This window comes from Proteus sp. fly-1013 (assembly GCF_040140245.1).
Classification (GTDB): Bacteria; Pseudomonadota; Gammaproteobacteria; order Enterobacterales; family Enterobacteriaceae; genus Proteus; species Proteus mirabilis_B.
Window position 1 is genome coordinate 108,779 of the sequence record NZ_JBEEWD010000007.1, and the last position, 19,013, is coordinate 127,791.

The following is a 19,013-nucleotide window of genomic DNA, read 5'->3' on the forward strand; positions in this document are numbered from 1 at the left end:
GGAGACAGAATGGCTGGTTTATTAATTGTGAATGCGGATGATTTCGGGCTTAGTAAAGGTCAAAACTACGGCATTGCAGAGTGTTTTCGTCATGGTGTTGTTAGTTCAACAACGGCACTTGTCAATGCCGAGGGAATTGAACACGCAGCACAATTGCGCCATGAGTTGCCCGGTTTAGGTGTTGGGCTTCACTTTACTTTGACGATGGGTAAACCGCTGTCTCCTTTACCTTCTTTAACGCGTGAAGGTGTGTTAGGAAAATGGGTATGGCAAATGGCAGAAGAGGGCGATTTACCGCTTGATGAAATTCGTGTTGAACTTAAAGCACAATATCAGCGTTTTATTGAGATCTTTGGTTGTGCGCCAGACCATATCGATAGTCACCATCATGTGCATATGTTTAAGCAAATTTTCCCTATTGTGGCGGAGTTTGCCAAAGAAAAATCATTACCGATGCGTGTTGATAGACCACTTGCACACAAAGAAGGGATTGATACCCAAGGCGTGATAAGTAGCGATGGTTTTGATAGCCAATTTTATGGTGATGAAATCACTCAAGCGTTATTTTTAAAGGTACTTGATGAATCGAAAGCACGTCATGAACATTCTATTGAAGTGATGACACACCCTGCTTTTGTGGATAACCCATTGCGAGCAAGTGGTTATTGTTTTCAGCGCCTAACAGAGCTTGAAGTATTAACAGATAGCGCATTAAAGCACGCGATTTTGGAAAGAGGTTATCAGTTAGGAACGTATCAAGATTTAATGTAGTGGGTTTTTAGACAATCGGAGTCTGTGTTATTCCCTGGTGTGAGTCTTTGGAAATTATAATTTGAATAGTCTCTTTGCCTCTGTTTTTAATTAGACAGAGGCATTTTTGTTTTTATGTGTTTTCATTAAGTAATAATGTAAGTGCATCAGAAACATAACAATAAGATTGTGGTGCAGTGAAACCAGTTTCTTTTAGTTTTGCGAGAGGGATCGGTTTTTCATATTCAATTATCTCTTTTAACCAAATTAGGATTCCTTTTTTATCATCAACAAGGTAGTTTTCTAATTCATCGGCTGAGATGGCAATTTTATTTAAATAGGATCGTTTTATTTCGCTTTTAGTCGCTTTTTCTATTTTTTCGATATAAGCATGACCTGTAATAGATTTTTTAGGCGATGAGCTATAAATATACATTTTATTATTTTGTATAAAATTTAATCCTACTGATTTTCGAAGTTCTATTACTTTATTACCTTCATAAATTTTTTTAACGTATTTAGGTTTAATGCTAATAATAATTTTTTTCATTTTAATAAAGGATTTATTTAGATGACTCAAAGTTTAGCGTTTTGGATTGAAAATTCAATAGAGAATAGAGAAAAACAACCGGTTATTGAACTTCATTTTAATTATTGGCATCTTTATGATGAAAAGGTTAATTATTTAGATGTTGGTATATTATTAAAGGGGAAAGATAAATTATTTAATTCTATAAATGTCTACTTACCATTCAATTATAATGAAAAAAGTTACATTGATAGCTTAGGTGATAAGATAACTGAAAGTGAAAAATTACTTTCTGCAATTTTTAATAATGATGTAAAAAGCATTACCCCAATAAGGGAGTGTAGTGCAAAGCATATTATCTTTTCTGATCTTGATAATAACAATGAAATACTTTTTTTCACCAATTTATCACATGGAACATCAGAAAATAGAGTCTCTATTCAACTGCATAGCGAAAATGGTAAGCACGGAACTATTATAAAATTCTCTAAATTAATATTTAACTGTCAAAGTAAACACGAAGCTAAAAATTGGTATTTTAGATTTAGATATATTCTAGAAGGGAAAGATTTAGAAAATATATCCAGAGAATACAAATCAAAAGACTCAATCATTACACATTATTTTGAAAAGAGCGAAATAGTGGATTTTAGAGTTAATGAATCTCGTAATTTACCGAAAACAATAAGAGAAAAAATAGCAACTTGTAGAGATATTAGTAATATTCATTTCTTTTTAATTAGAAATGAATCATCAGAATTTAAAATGGGTCATACAGCATATAATCGATGCCGAATTTTAGAAGAAAATGTGTGGAATGATTATCTCTTTAATCAAGGTGAAAAAATTAGAACTAGAATGTTGATTTATCAATGGAAAACGAATGCACATACACATGTAGAATGTTTTTCAGCTTTTGCTCGCTTCTTAACAAGAAAAGTAGGAAAAAAAGAAGTGAGTTGGATTATTCTTTGGATAGTTTTTTTAGGCACTGTGTCTAGTTTATTAGCAACAAATATTATTTATCTATTCTCATAACTATAAATTAATCTCCTTATAAGGAAATGAGACAGTTATATGAAAAATATTAATTATTCTTTTTTATGTATGCATAAAGATAATCTTTCTTTATTACAGATAAATTTATTTTTAAAAGAGCTAAAAATACTATATCCAAATTTTAATTATTGGTTAGAAAATAAATTTTATAAACCATCATATGATACCCAACGAAAAATCATTATTGCTCATAATGGTGATCTATTATTAGGTGTTGCATTACTAAAAAAGAGTACTGATGAGAATAAAATTTGTACACTTTACACTTCACCTCTGTATAAAGGACAAGGGATTGGTAGCCAATTAATTGATTTATCATTGCAGTATTTTGATTCACCAGATGTACTGATCACCGTAGCACAAGAAAAATTGATAGAGTTGACGCCTATTTTAAAGTCAAAGGGCTTTACTTTTACATCAGCAAATAAAGGAATGTATCGACCTGATAGTACGGAATTATTCTTTAATTTAAGATAATCATTGAATACTTAAAAAATTTATTGTTCTTTGAATTTAATAATAAAATAAGCACATATCATAAAATAATATGTGCTTTATATTAATTAAAAACGATAACCAATATTAGCAACAAAACCATCTAGAATTATCTTGTTATCGGTATCTTTGAATTTAAAACGGCTATTTTCATACCCAAGAGAAATAGAAACCATCTCTGCTGGGTTAACGATTAAACCAGCACCCCAACTAAATGCATTTTTCTTTATTTTCTTTAATTCTGAATTATCAGATTTAAATTGAATTTGGCTCATACCTGCAGTGCCGTAAACACTAATAAACTCATTTAAACGTAGTGTAGGACCTGCCATTACAGAATAATAACGTGCATTCACATCTTTAAAAAAAGTATTAACTGGCTTATTCAGATCATATTCATTTTGAGCATATGTTGCGGTTGCTAAAATACCAAACTGTGAATTGATTTCTTGGCGAATAGAAAAAACACCACCATGTATCGGGTTTTGTCCTGCCATTTTAACTTGTGCATAACCCGCTGAAATTGTAGTTTTATCTAATTTAAAATCGTTTTGAGCATAAACAGAAGAAGTTGCTAATAAACCAGTTATAAATAAAGTTGATAGTAAATTTTTTTTCATTAGTTATATCCCATAAGTAAAATAATAAGAACGCGTTATTAAGCGGATGGGATTATAATAATGAGTTTATTTTTAATGGAATAAAAAATAGCACTCTTATTTAAATAAGGTTGTTTTATTAAAGTGCTCTATTAATTATTATATAATTAATAATATATAAAAAATATAAATCACTATTTAAATATATAAATTATAGTAATCAAAATAAAAGGAAAAGGCTCTCTAAATAATAGAGAACCTTTTTAGATTTATTTAAGTCCTAAATCACCTTGTAAACTGAGTACTTGATTTTGTAAGTTCTCTAATTCAAGCTGTTTTTCCATCACTGATTTTGATGGGTTATTTTGTGCCGCTTTCATTTGCTTATCAATTTCATTGATCTGCTTTTGAATATCATTTTGCCCTTTGGTTTTTTGGCGAATTTGATTTAACAGATTATTCATTGATTGACTTAATGCACGTTGACTCGCTTGTTTACTTTTTAGATCTGCATTGGTCTGCTGTTTTTCTTTTTCAATGGCGGCAAGAACGGCTTTAAACTCGGTGTTTAATGCTTGTTCATTACCTAAAATCGCTTTTTTTTGTTCAATGCGATTGTCATAAGTCCCTGAATAATTACAGTTAAATTTAGTAATTATACTGACATCACCCGTTGTTGGATCACAATCAGCGGGATTGGTGACACAACCGCTTAAGAGTAAGGTCATGCCAACAAGGGAAAGAGGTAAAAATTTCATTATCATCCTTTTTAACGTTAACTAAGTTTTATTGCTGTACGTTGGGTATAAAGACTATCAAGTTCTTCTTGTAAAGAGGTTACTTGTTGTTTCATCCCATTGATTTGTTTATCAAGCTGTGCTGTCTTTAGGCCATCTTGGCGACTTTGCGCAGCGATATCACGCCATTCACCTTCACGTTTTTTCATATCCGCTAAACGAGAACGCAGTGCTGCGATATTGGCATCAATACCTTTTAATTGTTTTTCAGCTGTGGCTTTATTAAGGCGTTGTTGTTTCATATCTTGCTCAATTTTTGCCAACGCTCTTTTATCGTCGTTGATTACGGCTCTTGCGGTATTTGAGGCACTTTGTAGGCGCTGATTCTCTTTTTTTACATCCTCTATCATCGAGTTGAGCATTTCTTCTTTCGAGGCATAGTTTTGGCGCTTATTGTCTAAATAGGCATTTGCACCAATACCGACACCACAACCCGCGACCGCCGCGATAATCATACATGCGCCTTTGTTATCAACATTAGCGACTAGGCAACTTAATGCACCAATAGCGGCACCACCAGCACAAGCCCCAATGCCAGATTTACTGAAAAACTCCATATCACTGTTATTTTTCAAACGTGGATCAGCACCGCTATTACTTTGACATCCTGATAAGGCAAGTATGGCACTAATGCCAAGTACCGCCATGAGTCGTTTATTCATACCACACCTATCCCAAAGTCTCTGTTATTGTTTTTTGCACGCTTCAAGCCATTCGTTCCGTGAAACTTTACCGTTAGCCCAATATCCTTGGAGTCCCTGCATATACGTTGAAAGGTACGTATTTAAATTTGATTTGCCTCTGGCTTCCATTAATTGACGTACAACGTCAACTTGAGGTTTTACTAAAGAGGCATCATACGTTGTTGCCATATCCACTAATGTGTCTGCGTAATAACTCACGACAAAGTCGAGGGTTTTCTTATGTTCGTTAACTTGCTCTTGACGTCGTTCACATGTGGCATCTTTTGCGCCCGCAGGGCAGTTTTTCTCATGCAGTGCAATTAATCGATCATAGAACTCGCCATCATCTTTTAATTTGGTACATAAAAAAGCGCCTAATTGCAGTGAAGTACGGATAGCTTGATCACGTTGCTCATCACGCAGTTGTGCATTTGCTCGTAATGTATTTTTTAATTCAGCTAACTGTTTTTTCAGCGCTTCATCTTGTACTTGGGTTGAGAGCGTATTCAGGCTATTAATGGAATTATCGCTATTAGTTTTTGAGTTATTGTTCGCTGGTTTCTCATTCCCTAATTGTTGCCACTCTTTTTCTATCTCTTTAATTTTGTCACGTGATGTCAATGCAGGAGCAACAATGGCTAAACGAAAACCTGTATATTTGTTTTTATTTGCACCAGTGTTGGTGTAATAAGGCTCTTCTTGACGCCATGAACTGCGCATATCGCTTTCTGGGGTAAGATAGCTACCACCGCGCACAATAAACCCACCCGCTTGCCCGTGTAAGCGGTCGAGTTTATTTAATCGAAAAGGCTCAAACATCATTTCAGCGACATTACCTAACATGTCATGTAAGCCTAATGGATTGGGTGATAACAAACCGGTGAGCTGTAATGAGCCATTAGCGGATTGACTACCCGCAGACCAAATATAGTTTTTGGTGCCTTCTGGCATTGGGAAACGCATATCACGAAACTCTGAAGCTGATACTTTTAAACCGCCACGTGCCGCAAATTCCCACTCAGTTTCTGTCGGTAATCTTGCGAAGCCTTTTGCGCCATCTTCAACAGGTAACGCTTCGGGATGATTGCTTCTTAGCCATTGGTTGTATTGGTCAGCAAATTGCATCGCTTCATACCAACTGATATTCACTTTGGGTAAACGTAATTTATTTGAAGCAACGGGGCACTCTTTACCATTAATCACGCTCTGCATGGCGTTATATTGCAGATCGGTAACGGGGTATTTCGCCATAAGGTAGTAACGACCTTTTTCTTTGCCTTTTAATGGAAAGCTACCCGCAATATGTTCTGCTCGAGATTGTTCTAAATAGCCCCATTCATCACCTTCTTGCCCTAAGGTCACACTGTAATCTTGTAATGGCTGGCTTAAGGGTATGGTTACTTGGCGAAAAACCATTGAACCTTCACAAGGGAAAGGCAAAATAACATCATCAGGCAAAGCTTTAGGGTTAACGAATTTATCATCCCATTTGGCAGATGCGGTAAAACTGCTAGATAACAGCGCGAATGATAAAGTTAGAAGCGATAAATTAAATTTCACGTAAGCTCTCCGCAGGTTCAATCGAAACGGCACGCAGTGCACCAATACTTGCCACTATTAAGGCGACAAGTAAGGCACTGCACATGGCAATCAATAAATCCCAAAACGTTAACTGACAAACAAAAGCTTGTTCAGGTAAATGTGTGCCTAATAATGTGGTGAATAAGGCGCTACCGATGCCATAAAGCCCAAGGGCTAAAATAAAGGCAACGCTTGTTAATAACAGTGCTTGCAACACAATGTATAAAGAGACTGCAAATTGACGAAAACCTAATAGGCGTAATACCGCCATGTCTTTACGTTTACGGTCAATATTGGCAAGGAATGCACCAATTAATGAGGCTATACAGCCTAATAGTGATACCCAAGCAATCACGGAAAAAATAACGTTAAGGACGTAGCTGATTGCTTTTACAGAGTCTATTTGGCTTTTTTGTGTCATCACATCAATGTGTTGTTGTCTAAACCAATCATCTAGTGGTGCAATGGCATCTAAATTTTTTGCATAAAGGCGAGCTTTAGCAAACTGAGTTCTTGGCTTCGCTTCAAAGCCTTCTGTTACGCCAAAAAGAGGCGCTTGATAACCATCACGGTAATCTTCCATTGCCACTAAAACATCAAGAGAAACAAAGGCTGCCGCTCTTGAAAATTTGCTATCGCTGATAATGGCGGTAACAGTAAAGGTACGCTTGGCTCGTTCATTGACGCCATTAAGCTTACGGCTGATAAATAAACGCACACTATCGCCTACATTTGCTTGTAATTTTTGTGCTGCATTAGCAGAGAGCACTATGGTGTCGGCATTTTGGGGAATTGTGACACCCTCTAATAAGGGATCGTTTTCTGCTGTCGGGATAACTTCAGCATTATCAATAAAACGTTGCCCATCAATCACAATATCGGCTTGAGTGTTTAAGCTACGTGTTAATGGGATAACAAATCGAACCTCATCTTTACGTGCAATATCATTAAACCAATTTTGTGGATAATTACCATTGCCTAACATACGTATTTCAAGGTTACGCGGATCATTGAGGAGTTGGTTGTGAAGTTGCGTCACAATACCGTTTTTTAGCCCAAACAGCAGTAGCAGTGGTGCGATAACTGAGACTAAAGAGAACACAATACAGAGTGCGACTTTGCGATCATAAATTAAGTCGCGCCAAGCGAGTGAACTGAGTAAGCCAAGGCGATTGGGATTAGTGTTATTGTTTGATAAAGACACTACCGCCCCCTTGTAGTTGTGCGTGATAGTGGCTAAATCCAAAACGCTCGACTAAAGACCAATCGTGACTGACAACCAGTGCAGAGATATCGAGCTGTTTTACCATTTCAACAATCAATGCATACAACGCTTGCGCATTATGAGGATCGAGAGCGGCTGTAGGCTCATCAGCAAGTAATAGAGCGGGCTCATGGGCGATAGCACGAATAAACGCAGCGCGTTGACGTTCACCAATGGAGAGTTGGCGAGGTAGACGACTCAGTAAAGGGCGTAATTGCAGATGGTCAATGGCGTGATCAAGCCAAGCAGAGTGCGGTGTTAATCCCAGCATCTTACGAGGTAATTGAATATTTTGCATGACGGTTAAAAAGGGAAGTAATCCGCCACTTTGGAGCATAAAACCCAATTTCTCCGCACGTAATGAAGCGAGTCGAGCTTGTTCATTACTTAACACCGCTTGTGTGATAATTAAATCGTCACCGAGTTGAAAATGAGTTAATTCATCAGGGCGTAAGATTAACCCTATCATTTCCAATAAGGTACTTTTACCACAACCACTTAATCCCGTTAGCGCGCCGATTTCCCCTTTTTCAAGGGTTAATGAAGGAAGCGCAACACGAAAACCATGTTGCGCATCACCACGCGTAATTGCCATACCTTCAATCTGGATCATTAAGGCAAGTTTTCCAGTGGAACAGGATAAACGTGATCGCGAGGATCGCTTTGTGGTGCAAGGGATATCCAACGATCAACATCTTCATTATAACGTTGATAGTATTGTAATTTCGTATTTAGTCGGCGGATAAATTTCTCTTGCGCAAGACCATCCCAGCTTTTCCATGTCTCTTCATCTAAGCCAAGTACTTCACTTAAATAAGGGAGATTTTCGACATATTCACCCAGTAAGCCCATTTCACCTAATTTGGTTGCTGAACCTTGTTTGATTTGATTTGGATCGTTCCCCATCGTGGCGGCAATCGAGCGTAAATCAGCAAACATATTGTCAGGAGAGATCAAACCTTCATTAGCGGCATTCACGATTTTTTTCATCACATCACTTAAATCGCTCAGCTCACTTTTAGTCAGTAAAACCTGCACTTCTGTTGTTGGGATATTTTGCTGTAATAAATCCCGATCACTTATCCATGCTTTAAAGACAGGAGGTGCTTTTGTACCTTGCTTCTCACCTAAATAAGCTAAACGCATTGCATAGCCTAAATCGTGTGCATCATTCAGTAAGGTATCTGTCTCTTTATTCTTGCTATAAGTAGGATCGGCATTTAACGCACTACCCACGGTGGCTTCGCCACGATAAGCGGTTTGAATTTGAGTGGTTACAGCGGTTGCTAAGCTGTCTACCATACGACCAAAACTATTCACATCCCCAGAGTTGATAGGGTAGTAAAGCGATTTGTGTAAGAACGGATTAAGCGTTAATGCTTCATATTGCGCTTGTGCAGATGCGTGATTTTTTGCACCTGATGGCGTTTTTAAATGCAGTGTATAAAGTGCAACACCGCGATAAGCTGCTTCTTGGCGAATTTGCTCTGCGTCGAGCTTAGTGGATGAAAGAGGATCATCTCCCGTTAATGCACCTGCATCAGTGATTAAAATAACGTAACGCGCACCAAAGCGTGTCCAATCAACATCATCAAGCGCTTGCATTACACCTGCATAAGCATCTTCATCAAAACGACTACTTGAGACTTTGGCTTGGCGTAATTCTTTAACTTTATTTAGGAAATCAGGACCGTCTTTTACATCATTAGGATTTACAAACATTTTGCTGTCGTATTCCAATGCAGGGACGGCTTTGATATTAGAGCGAAATGCTACTAAACCAAATTTTACCTTATCCAACATGTTGTCTTTTTCGACTTGTGCATAAACCTTTTGAATCGCTTCTTTGGTTCTATCAATGTAAGGGTCCATTGATATGGTCGAGTCGATAACAAACACGACTGCGGCAGAAAAACCTTGCATCATATTGTCAGCATCTTTGCTGTTAGGTGTTGCCGGTTTTGTATTATTTGCCGTTGCATTCGCATTCTGTGCTTCTTTGCTGTCTTTGGTTTGTGAAGAGACAGAAGCCACATTGAGGACACGCACTTTATAGCCTGCATCAGTAAAGACTTCATCTGAGCCTAATACTGGTAACAGATAAAAATTGCTTTTCTGATCAATCATATAATCTGGCTCTTTTGCTAAAACAGCCGGATTCACTTTCTGGTTTTTGATATCTGCTAAAAAGGGCTTGTACTGTTTTTCAGGTGTTGGGCTTTCAAGTAAGCTTTCAACCGTTTGCTTATCTTTGAAAAACAGCATTGGGTTACGACCCGCAGGGTTAGTAAATGCGAGTGTTAACTGCATTTTCCACTCTGAGGTACAACTTGCATTCATCCAACCACTGATATGACCTAAGCTATCAGGGCCAACTTGTAACCACTCATTGGCACCTTGTTTTTGGCGCTGATAAACATAAAAACGGCTAAATGCAGGTTGCTCTTTACCTTTTGCGCCAATAGTGTCAGCCACTTGGCAACCCGGGTAAGTTAATACACGTTGATAGAGAGTCTTTTTACCCTCTTGTAGTAACGGCTTTTTCTCTTCAGCACTTGCTGGCGCTGTCAGAATTAAACCGCTGAGAATAAGAGTAAGCCAATGCGCCTTTTTCATGCGACTTTCCTATTTTTTCAAAGCTTCAAGACGCGCTTTTGCGTCACTGTTTTGTGAGTCGTGATTAAGAACCGCTTCGTACCAATAAATGGCCGTTTCTTTGTCTGCACCAAAGCAACCTTGTGCTGACGCGGTTTCTGGATCGTATTCACGAGCGTAATTCAGTGCGATATCAACATCACCTGATTGTGCTTTATAAGCATATAAACGCTGAGCAACATCACATTGATTGTTCTGTTTCGCTTGTTCAATAGTTGCAAGGATAGTTTTGCTATCCGGTTGGCTCTGTATGCAACTTTGTACAAAGGCTAATGCGGTACCCGATTTCATATTTTCGACACTGCATACACTCGGTGTTGCGGGTTCGGGTGTCGGTTGTGGTGCTGGCTCGCCAGCAGGATTACCTCTTAGTAAGAAGAACCATGTTAAGACACCCGCTAAAATTAAGATTAAGATAATGGCTAAAATTAAGCCAATTTTTGATTTCTTCGGTGCAGGTGGTGTTGGTCGTTGTGGCGGTTCATCCACGTTGATTTCAGGGATAACCGGCTCTACTTCTTCAGGCTCAATTTTGAGAGGTTCTGGCTCTGGCTCCGGTGGTGTTTCTTCAATAATAGGAGCAGGCGGAACTGGCTGATTATCTAATGTCGCTGTTGATTTTAATACTTCACTCTGGCCTTGCGCTTGTGAGGCTAATACGCCATCACGAATACGTAATCGCCCGATATCTTGTGTTTCGTTATCGTCTTTTAACGTAAATTGATACGCCATTTGTAAATTGCTAACTAGGGGATCAACGAGCGTTTTATCAAGAATGATTTGATAACCATCATCAGCATCTTCAAGTGAAAGCTGGTGGAAAAAGGCATTACCTACCCATTCCCCTTTATCATTTAAGAAATAGCGATCTTGGTTACGCTGAATGCTTAAATAAACAGGGGAAGCGTCACCTTCCCAATTACGAATACTTAATACCGCAAAGCCGGGACGAGCAGGTTGTACGGGTTTTAATTCTGGATTAAACACGAATTATGACTCCACGACGGATGATTTCATGGTTTGAATGATTTGACCTAATAGTGCGTTTTGTTCAGCACTGATCTCTCTTCCCGCAGAATGCCCCGCATTCTCAGTAATAACCGCTGATAAAGCGATAAGCCAATCAATCACAAATAAAAGGGTGTAGTTAACAGGGTTAGTAGGTAAGCGGACTAAACGCTCATCATCACCCCATTGCACACTAGCGCTATCGGGTCTTTCAAAGATCTTATGACCTGCATTGATTTTGCTATCAGGCTTCTCAACACCGTTATCTTTGAAATTAAACCAAGTAATAAAATCACCCAGTACATTATAAACACGAGATGATTGCTGTTCGGCTAAGTCATCACGACGAGCAATAGCTTCTGTCCCTGCAAGGGTTTTCAACATACGTTGTTCAACACCAAGGCGATTGATTGCAGTGATAAGTTCATCCACTAACAGCACCATAATTTCTTGATCAATGCCTAAATAGGTTAACAAAGTACTGTTATCAGGCAGGCTACGTAGATGGTTTATCCATAATGCCATCACTTTTTTAGGGTAAGTAACCTCATTGCCATGACCTTTAGGGAGTTCATCTTCTTCTGGTACTAGAGAGATTGGCGCATCACTAAAGAGATCGAAAGCAGGTTGTTCCATAGCCGCAAAGGCGGAAACAGGGGCTTGTGTTGCCTTCTTGTCTGAAAGTGTATCGATAACCTCTTTTTCCTGCATATACAGGTCGTAGAGTGATTTGCGAGAAGGCAACAGGTAATCCAGTAACGCACCTTGTAAATAAGGACGGCTTTGCATAAAGCGTAAAATAGTGGCTGCATTACGGCGTTTGACTTGAAGCTCTTCTTCACCACCTGATTGATACCATTTTTCAAGGTGATGACCGATTAAATCACGTTGAATTTCTTCCAGTTGTTCGCTAATACGTTCAAGTTTTAGTGATTTTAATGCAACGGTTTCAAGGTAGTCGGCAAGGCGCTGCATACCGCCATCGTTAAGCGCCAACATAGCATCCCATGCTTGGTCTGGCTCACGAATATAGCGTTGGACCGTTTCATCTTCAGCAAAGGTTTTTTTCATCAGGTGTAGCTGAGAAACACTGTCTTCATTTAGAACAGTTTCTTTGCCATTACTGATTTGAATAAACGGGGTAGGTACGCCCGGTTTACGCACTAAGAAGGTGTTATTAAATGCTTCACCGTTGATCCAATCTGATGACATCCATTCATATTGACCAAAGCGCTCTAACATCGCCATTTTGATCATGCCACCTTTACCCCATGATTGACGTAATAATGCTTCATTCATGGTTAAGGAGTTGGTAATACGCATATCAAACATGGTCATTGCCCAAATTAAACCTGAAGGGCGTTTGGCGCGTGTTAATGCATCTTTACCTTGGGTGTTATTGATCCATTCTGTGAGGACTGCACCGACTTCTTTCACATCTGATTGTTTGTTTGATGCGGTACATACCACTAAAACATTCATCTCTTGGTTATCGGTATAACGTTCAAACAGATAGGCGACTTTACCCCGTAGAATAAGCTGTGCCAGCGGGTTTGCACTGTCATCGTTAACTTGACGACGTACATCAGCCATAGTTTCAACCCCTAAACGGCCGCGATAGCCCGGGAAATCGAGCAGTTCAACGTGTTCAAACAGGGCTTTACTTGGTGTATCTAATAGTGGAACGACTAATTCAACCGTCAGCGCCGTTAACTCTGCTAACGAAAGCGTCACAGGAGCATCAATACGATCGCCATGAACAGGACAAATGCTGATCTGGCTATCATTGGCAGTATTGAGACGCTCTAACATATCCACGTTCATGATACTGTCTTTTTGTATTAACACGCCGTCTTGCTCTTTGACTAAAGAAGTGAGCGGAGCCAAAACAAGAGGTGCATTACCTAAAGAGGCAAGAGTGGTGCTAAAACGTTGATAAGCGGATGTCAGCTCTGCAATATCGCCCCATAAAACAGAAAAGAGTTTAGCGCGTTGTGCAATGCTGAGATAAGGCGCTAACTCAATCGCTTTAGGCCAATAGGTTGCTGCCAATTTTTTCTGGCTTTTTTCAGCATGACGTTGCAGATAATCCCATAACGAGACAACGTCATCATGAGTAATGCCAGCAACAGGTGTAGCACTGCATTGTGTGCTTAATGAATTGATTAAACGAGAAATTTTCTCGTCATCTAATTCAAATTCAATTTTTTCCTGATTAAAGTCATACAGATAGGCATTGGCGAGAATTTTAACTATCTCAATTTCGCTGAAAAGATGCAGCTCAACAGGAAACTCTTGCGTACCTTTTGTGGCGTTGCGACTAAAGCGGGTTACTAAACCTGTGGCTTCTTTACCGCCACCCGGTGGGTTGATGTGGTCGATAAAATCAAGGGTTTTACCTGACATATTGGTTCTTAGGCGACCATCTTGCCCTGCGGCAAGTGCTGAAATCAGGTACGACTTTCCTGCTTGAGAAAGACCAAAAAAGCCCACAGACATTGGTCTCTGTGTTGCTAAACTGAGATTTTTTGCCATGTTACGGCTACGGCGCAGACGATAGATAAGGCTATCGGCTTCGGTATTTAAACGAGGTGCATTACCTCTTACTGCCGTTACCCAATCAATGGCTTTACCCGCGCCTTGATAAATGGCATCCCATTTGGCTGTTAACTGTTTTTCATCCATCATATTCATTTACCTAATACACTCCCGCTATCCAGCCAATAGGATGTTTCACCAATACCACTATCTGCTAACGTATTGAGTTTGAAGCTTAAACCGTTCTTATTAACGCCACCTTTGCCATTAATAAGCTCCATCTCTTCAATGCGTAATTTTTCAGATTTATTGTCATCATTATGGCCAGAAGCGCCTCTTTCTTCCCCTAGCTTGATATGCAATACGCTGTCTTCTTGGCTAAGTTGCTGTGCCAATTTCGGATTTTTAATGCGCAAGGTATAAAGTGGAGATGCGGGCCAACGGGCATTATCTAATTGACGGAAACCTAAGCGTATCCCGCCTCTGACTTCAAAATAGGTATCAGGATCAGGCTCAAATTTATCCTGAATATCACGGTAGTAAACGTCATTATCAGAAATGGTGTTGTTATTATCCAACATCCCTAAATAACGTACTGTTGAGTAAGTTTTAAAGTTACCTGTCGAGAAGTAAAAGTTGAGTAAACGTGCATTTTCAGCCATTAAACACAACATCGCACCGACCGCTGCTGTTGATTTTGGATCGTCAATACGGCCTTTTTTGTTGAATGGATACCAACCACCTGTTTTGTAGCCATGTAATGGCAGAATACGAGAAGGCGGTACTGGCTGTAATACTTTTAACAGTGCTTGAATACCCGGTAAGCGCGAAGGACGACCTGTCAGCAGTAAAACATCACAGGAGTAGTAATAAAGCACTTCACACAGCGCTTTTAAACTACGCGTGATATTAATGCGTCCACCTGAAATAAATTCGGCGTGCAATTGCGCAAAGTTAATTTGTACAGGCACATTTAAAATGGAGAAACTCTCGCCACCACCCAGCTCTTTATTGGTTGCGTCATCAATATAACGACGTACATGCTCTGTCGGTAGAACGTTAAGTAATTCACCAAAAGTACTGTTAATACCTTCATGTGGAACTAATGGATCGTAGTTTTCATATTGGCTTAAAATCTTTAACCCAATCGGATTAAAGATTTGTAGGGTAAGCTGTTGGCGCAACACTTGCTGCCCTGCATCTAAACCTTCACTACCAAAAAGAGAAGACATCAGAGCATCGGCATCAGAAATACCGGCATCTGTTAATGCTGTGCGTAATGCAGGTAATACGCAAATCTGGATGATATCTAATAAAATATCATCACCCGCAATTTTAAATCCTTCACGGAATAACTGTGTTGGAATAATTTTAACGTTGCTACCTGTACCCGTATCCAGTTTATAACGTGTAATAACGAGATCGGTTGTTCCGCCACCAATATCGATTGAGGCAATTTTTAACGTGCTATCACCCGTTAATGCGCGGTTATCTTCACGCACTTGGCTGGCAAAGAAGGCTTCAGTGCGCTCACCAAATTTAATTTGTGTTTCGTTGTAAAGGTAAACTAACTGGCCACAAGTGGCTTCATCCCATTTCACATGGATGTTTGGCATTGGGATACGACACTGTTCATCTTTGCCATCAAAACGTAGTTTTTCGTCAGTTGGGTCCCAATTCATTGCTTTCCAAATGAGTCCTAATGCGTTTTCCATACACGTTTCAAAAATGGCACGCTCTGGTTTTGGCATCGCTGGTGGAATAGTCAAAATGATATTGCGCAATTGACGAGGCGCACTTGCGTGACTCATTTTAAGGCGTTGAGCTGGGCTGTTCATTTGCGTTAATGCTTGCGCTAACACTTCGGTTAACATCATGGTCATTAATGAACTACGGGTATAGTTTGGCGTAAATACCGGCATGCGAAAGTCAGGCTCTAAACGGAATAATGGCTCACCGTGATCGTTTAGAAGGTATGTCATCGGAACAGCGGTTGCCAGTGGCTCTCTGTCAGTTTGACCAAAAGAGCGACTAAAGCGCCAACCCGGAGAATAGGGCGAATCATCCCATAAATAGCGTTTAGGGCTTGAAATACCTGTTGAGCCTTCTGTTCCTAATCGTTGTGCAGCCATGCGGTTGGCTTCAGGGCCAACACGACCAATCGTCGGCCACATAAAGGCATTATTGCGACCGCTATTCACTGAGAAATCTTGTTTACCAAATTCAGCTTGCGCAAATTCAACACGGCTTTCAAATGGTTCATTATAGATTTGATAAGGGTGGCTTAAATCACGCAGCGTCATTTCATAGAGTTGCGTTAACCCTTTATTATCATTGATATGATCTTCAATTAAGATCCCACAAGTGCGTGAGTTACCCACATCAAGAATAAGATCAACTTCAATCGCTGGCTCTTGTGGTTTGGTTTCGTTAATTTTGATTTCAGGTAAGCGTAGCTTCTCACCTAAGATATTGAGTAAATTGAGATAATGTGCCTGATGTTGAAACTCTTTGAGCGCATCTTCAAGTTCATCATGGTACATTTTGGTTACAGCCAGTGCTCTTTCGCTAAAGACTTCCTTTAACCAACCATCAATCCACGGTGTTTCAAGGAAGTTCTCAACTTCATAGCCCAAATAAGCCAACGCAAAAGCGACACCAGAGCGAACATCTTCTTCGTTTGGTGCTAGATAAGTTGTATTGGCGCGATTGGGTTCAATTCGAGTATCAAATGCCACAACAACGCGGTGTGTATGTCCATCTTCATCTGGCTCTGGCAGTTGATGGAACATCATTCTTACCCAGTTATCAGGGCCTTGAGAGAATGCGCGGGGTGGATTAAAACGGAAAAATGGCACTGGTAGCCATGTGTCATTTAATAGCGTTAATGACTCTTCAAGGGAGAAGCTAAATTCAGCCTCTCTCGGTGTTTGAGGCTGATTTTTAGGTGCTGGATAAAGATAGTTATCATCTCGTTCATTATAGATGAGTCGCATTAACGGGCCGTTTTCGCCTTTTTTAACAAACTCACCGTACTCTTTGCGCTGTGGTAGCTTAAAACCAAAATCCAGAAACTGAATATTGCTGTCTCGGATAAGGGTAATTTTATCTTTATAATCGGTCAGTGGCGCTAACATGAATTAGTTATTCTCCCGCTTCATTGATAATGGGAATGGCTGATTGTTTTCATATTTCCCTTGGCAATCAGCAATATTTTGGCTTCCTGGTTGGCAAATAATATTTGGCATCAAATAGTTTGAACCATCACTACACAGAGCCTGACCTTGGTTATTGATATTTAATCCGCCCTGATTGACGGCAGCATTAACAGGTGCTTTACAGGTCACGCCATCACTGCGTGTCATGACGACTTGTCCTTTACCATTATCTAATTGGTAATTTAGGCTTAGTGGTTTACCTGTTTTTTGATCTTGAATTCCTGCCCCTGCTTTCCACTGGCCATTTAGGAATTGGGTTGAGCCATTCGCTAACGCATTCGCCGGAATGGTCAGCGGTGTTGTGTTATCTGCTGTCGCAGGTGGTGTCACATCTGGTGGTGCATTGGGATCAACAGGAGGGGTAGGAGTGTTGTTCTCATTCCCTGTATTTTGATTGTTATCTGTTTTCGGTTGCTCATTTTGTGCCGCTGGATCAACCGGAGGTACGTTAGGTTGTTGCGCATCTTCAGGCAATGTTCCTTCAGGTAATGCACCTTGGTTATTGTCTGTTTGAGGATCAACCACAGGTAAACCCGTATTAGGATCAACGACTGCGCCGTTATCACTTGTACCATTAATTACATTCCCATTGGCATCAACGGTGCCTAATGTTCCTGTGTGAACCGTATTTGTTGGCACACCAACGGTGTGACCGTTAGTGACCACGGTGGGGACTTTCGGTTTTTCAAGCGTAGGATCTGGTAATTTAGGCGCTTCAATATCGGGTGTTTTAATATCGACCGTAGGTAATGCTGGCGTTGAAAAACAGCCTCTTAAGAAGAAAATCGCGAGTAGAAGTAATAATAAAGGTAATAGCCACCATAAGAAACGCCACCAAGGGCGCTTAGTGTCAGTAATAATGACTTTTTCTTGCACTGGTGGAACCACGGTTGATGTTGGTGCTATTGGCGCAACAGCAGGCTTTAAGCAAGCAACAGGGTCAACTCTAAGCTGTTGATTAGCACTGACAAAACCCCAGAAGGTAATAATAGGTTGGCCATCAACAATAAAAATATGGTTTTCATCAGGAAATTGGATAGTTTTACTGAGTAAAGCACCAAAAAGCTGACTTTCTTTATTTCCAGCCCTTTGCTGCTCTTGTTCACTAAAGGCGATTAAATCATCTTGATTCTTTTTCAGTAGCGCATAAGCGGCGGTGCGTTCTTCTTCTGAAGCCGCAGACCAAGGAATAACAGAGCCGTCAATCGGTGAATACCAGTCAATGCGCTCGCCAGTTTCATTTGGCTGAGGAATAGCAAGGCATTGAGAAATATGAGCCTTTCCTCTTAAACGCAGGGTTTCACGCAGCTGCAGTGCAGAGATATAAACAGCCTGTCCATTTTCTCCCATAGGGAGGTAACTTTCTAATTTACCACTTCGTAAGAATGCTTTATTCACGACGATCATTCCGCTAGGCAAGATTATCTATGGGTAAGTTGGCTTATCCGTAAATAGGCTTTAAGGCTAAAAATAAAGATATAAAATTTATATACATTTTATATTATCAGAAATTTGGTGTCTATCTAGCGGATTATTTAGGGTTAATTAACTGATTATTATTAAAGGATTTTTTATTTTTCTTGAGTGAAAATGGGAATATTAAGATGACGATGATGATAATTAAATAATGACATTACAGGTTGCGCTATATTTTCTTAAATATATGGATTAAATCACCGATATATTGGCTTTTGCATTAAAAAATAATGAAATAGAAGAAAAAAAAGACAAAATATAAAAGAATAAACTATTGGTAAGTGTCTAATTGCTGTGATAATAATCACAAAATAGGTTTATTCTGAATAATGAGATAATAAGAAAAGAAAAAAACACACAA

At 39.5% G+C, this 19,013-nt stretch carries 15 protein-coding genes; 3 read left to right on the forward strand and 12 right to left on the reverse strand.

Annotated elements, in window-relative coordinates; translation table 11 throughout:
* Nucleotides 1–9: 9 nt before the first annotated feature.
* Nucleotides 10–771 (forward strand): chitin disaccharide deacetylase, encoded by a 762-nt coding sequence (gene chbG / locus ABN236_RS14220; RefSeq protein WP_088494271.1) that lies wholly within the window; start codon nt 10–12, stop codon nt 769–771.
* Between the two features lie 112 nt (nt 772–883).
* On the opposite strand, the gene ABN236_RS14225 is transcribed toward chbG, so the two are convergent.
* Complete coding sequence (locus ABN236_RS14225) at nt 884–1,300, reverse strand: DUF365 domain-containing protein (RefSeq protein WP_349474278.1); 417 nt, start codon at nt 1,298–1,300, stop codon at nt 884–886.
* A gap of 21 nt (nt 1,301–1,321) precedes the next feature.
* Here ABN236_RS14225 and ABN236_RS14230 point away from each other — a divergent pair, with 21 nt between their 5' ends.
* On the forward strand, nt 1,322–2,317 hold the full coding sequence (locus tag ABN236_RS14230; protein WP_349474279.1) for a hypothetical protein: 996 nt from the start codon (nt 1,322–1,324) through the stop codon (nt 2,315–2,317).
* 39 nt (nt 2,318–2,356) lie between these two features.
* Nucleotides 2,357–2,815: a GNAT family N-acetyltransferase gene (locus ABN236_RS14235; protein ID WP_088494274.1), complete on the forward strand. Its 459-nt coding sequence runs from the start codon at nt 2,357–2,359 to the stop codon at nt 2,813–2,815.
* Between the two features lie 86 nt (nt 2,816–2,901).
* Here the strand turns inward: ABN236_RS14235 and ABN236_RS14240 are convergent, their stop codons facing one another.
* The 11 genes from ABN236_RS14240 to ABN236_RS14290 all read right to left on the reverse strand — a co-directional run bounded on the left by ABN236_RS14240 (nt 2,902) and on the right by ABN236_RS14290 (nt 18,574).
* A complete protein-coding gene (locus ABN236_RS14240) occupies nt 2,902–3,453 on the reverse strand; it encodes an Ail/Lom family outer membrane beta-barrel protein (RefSeq protein WP_349474280.1) in 552 nt (183 codons plus the stop codon).
* Between the two features lie 248 nt (nt 3,454–3,701).
* Nucleotides 3,702–4,190, reverse strand: coding sequence for a hypothetical protein (locus tag ABN236_RS14245; RefSeq protein WP_349474281.1), 489 nt, complete (start codon nt 4,188–4,190; stop codon nt 3,702–3,704).
* A gap of 17 nt (nt 4,191–4,207) precedes the next feature.
* A complete protein-coding gene (locus ABN236_RS14250; protein ID WP_088494275.1) occupies nt 4,208–4,891 on the reverse strand; it encodes a coiled-coil domain-containing protein in 684 nt (227 codons plus the stop codon).
* Between the two features lie 24 nt (nt 4,892–4,915).
* Nucleotides 4,916–6,472: a formylglycine-generating enzyme family protein gene (locus tag ABN236_RS14255; protein WP_349474283.1), complete on the reverse strand. Its 1,557-nt coding sequence runs from the start codon at nt 6,470–6,472 to the stop codon at nt 4,916–4,918.
* Complete coding sequence (locus ABN236_RS14260) at nt 6,462–7,697, reverse strand: ABC transporter permease (protein WP_349474284.1); 1,236 nt, start codon at nt 7,695–7,697, stop codon at nt 6,462–6,464. The genes ABN236_RS14255 and ABN236_RS14260 overlap by 11 nt, the downstream gene beginning before the upstream one ends.
* On the reverse strand, nt 7,678–8,370 hold the full coding sequence (locus ABN236_RS14265) for an ABC transporter ATP-binding protein (RefSeq protein WP_194951439.1): 693 nt from the start codon (nt 8,368–8,370) through the stop codon (nt 7,678–7,680). The genes ABN236_RS14260 and ABN236_RS14265 overlap by 20 nt, the downstream gene beginning before the upstream one ends.
* On the reverse strand, nt 8,370–10,373 hold the full coding sequence (locus ABN236_RS14270) for a vWA domain-containing protein (protein ID WP_349474285.1): 2,004 nt from the start codon (nt 10,371–10,373) through the stop codon (nt 8,370–8,372). The genes ABN236_RS14265 and ABN236_RS14270 overlap by 1 nt, the downstream gene beginning before the upstream one ends.
* 9 nt (nt 10,374–10,382) lie before the next feature.
* Nucleotides 10,383–11,399 (reverse strand): hypothetical protein, encoded by a 1,017-nt coding sequence (locus tag ABN236_RS14275; protein WP_349474286.1) that lies wholly within the window; start codon nt 11,397–11,399, stop codon nt 10,383–10,385.
* A 3-nt stretch (nt 11,400–11,402) separates the two neighbouring features.
* Nucleotides 11,403–14,114, reverse strand: a complete 2,712-nt coding sequence (locus ABN236_RS14280; protein WP_349474287.1) for a putative virulence factor — start codon at nt 14,112–14,114, stop codon at nt 11,403–11,405.
* Nucleotides 14,111–17,095, reverse strand: coding sequence for a virulence factor SrfB (locus ABN236_RS14285; RefSeq protein ID WP_349474288.1), 2,985 nt, complete (start codon nt 17,093–17,095; stop codon nt 14,111–14,113). Before ABN236_RS14285 ends, ABN236_RS14280 begins: the two co-directional genes overlap by 4 nt.
* 3 nt (nt 17,096–17,098) lie before the next feature.
* Nucleotides 17,099–18,574, reverse strand: a complete 1,476-nt coding sequence (locus tag ABN236_RS14290; protein WP_270756378.1) for an SrfA family protein — start codon at nt 18,572–18,574, stop codon at nt 17,099–17,101.
* Nucleotides 18,575–19,013 lie beyond the last annotated feature (439 nt).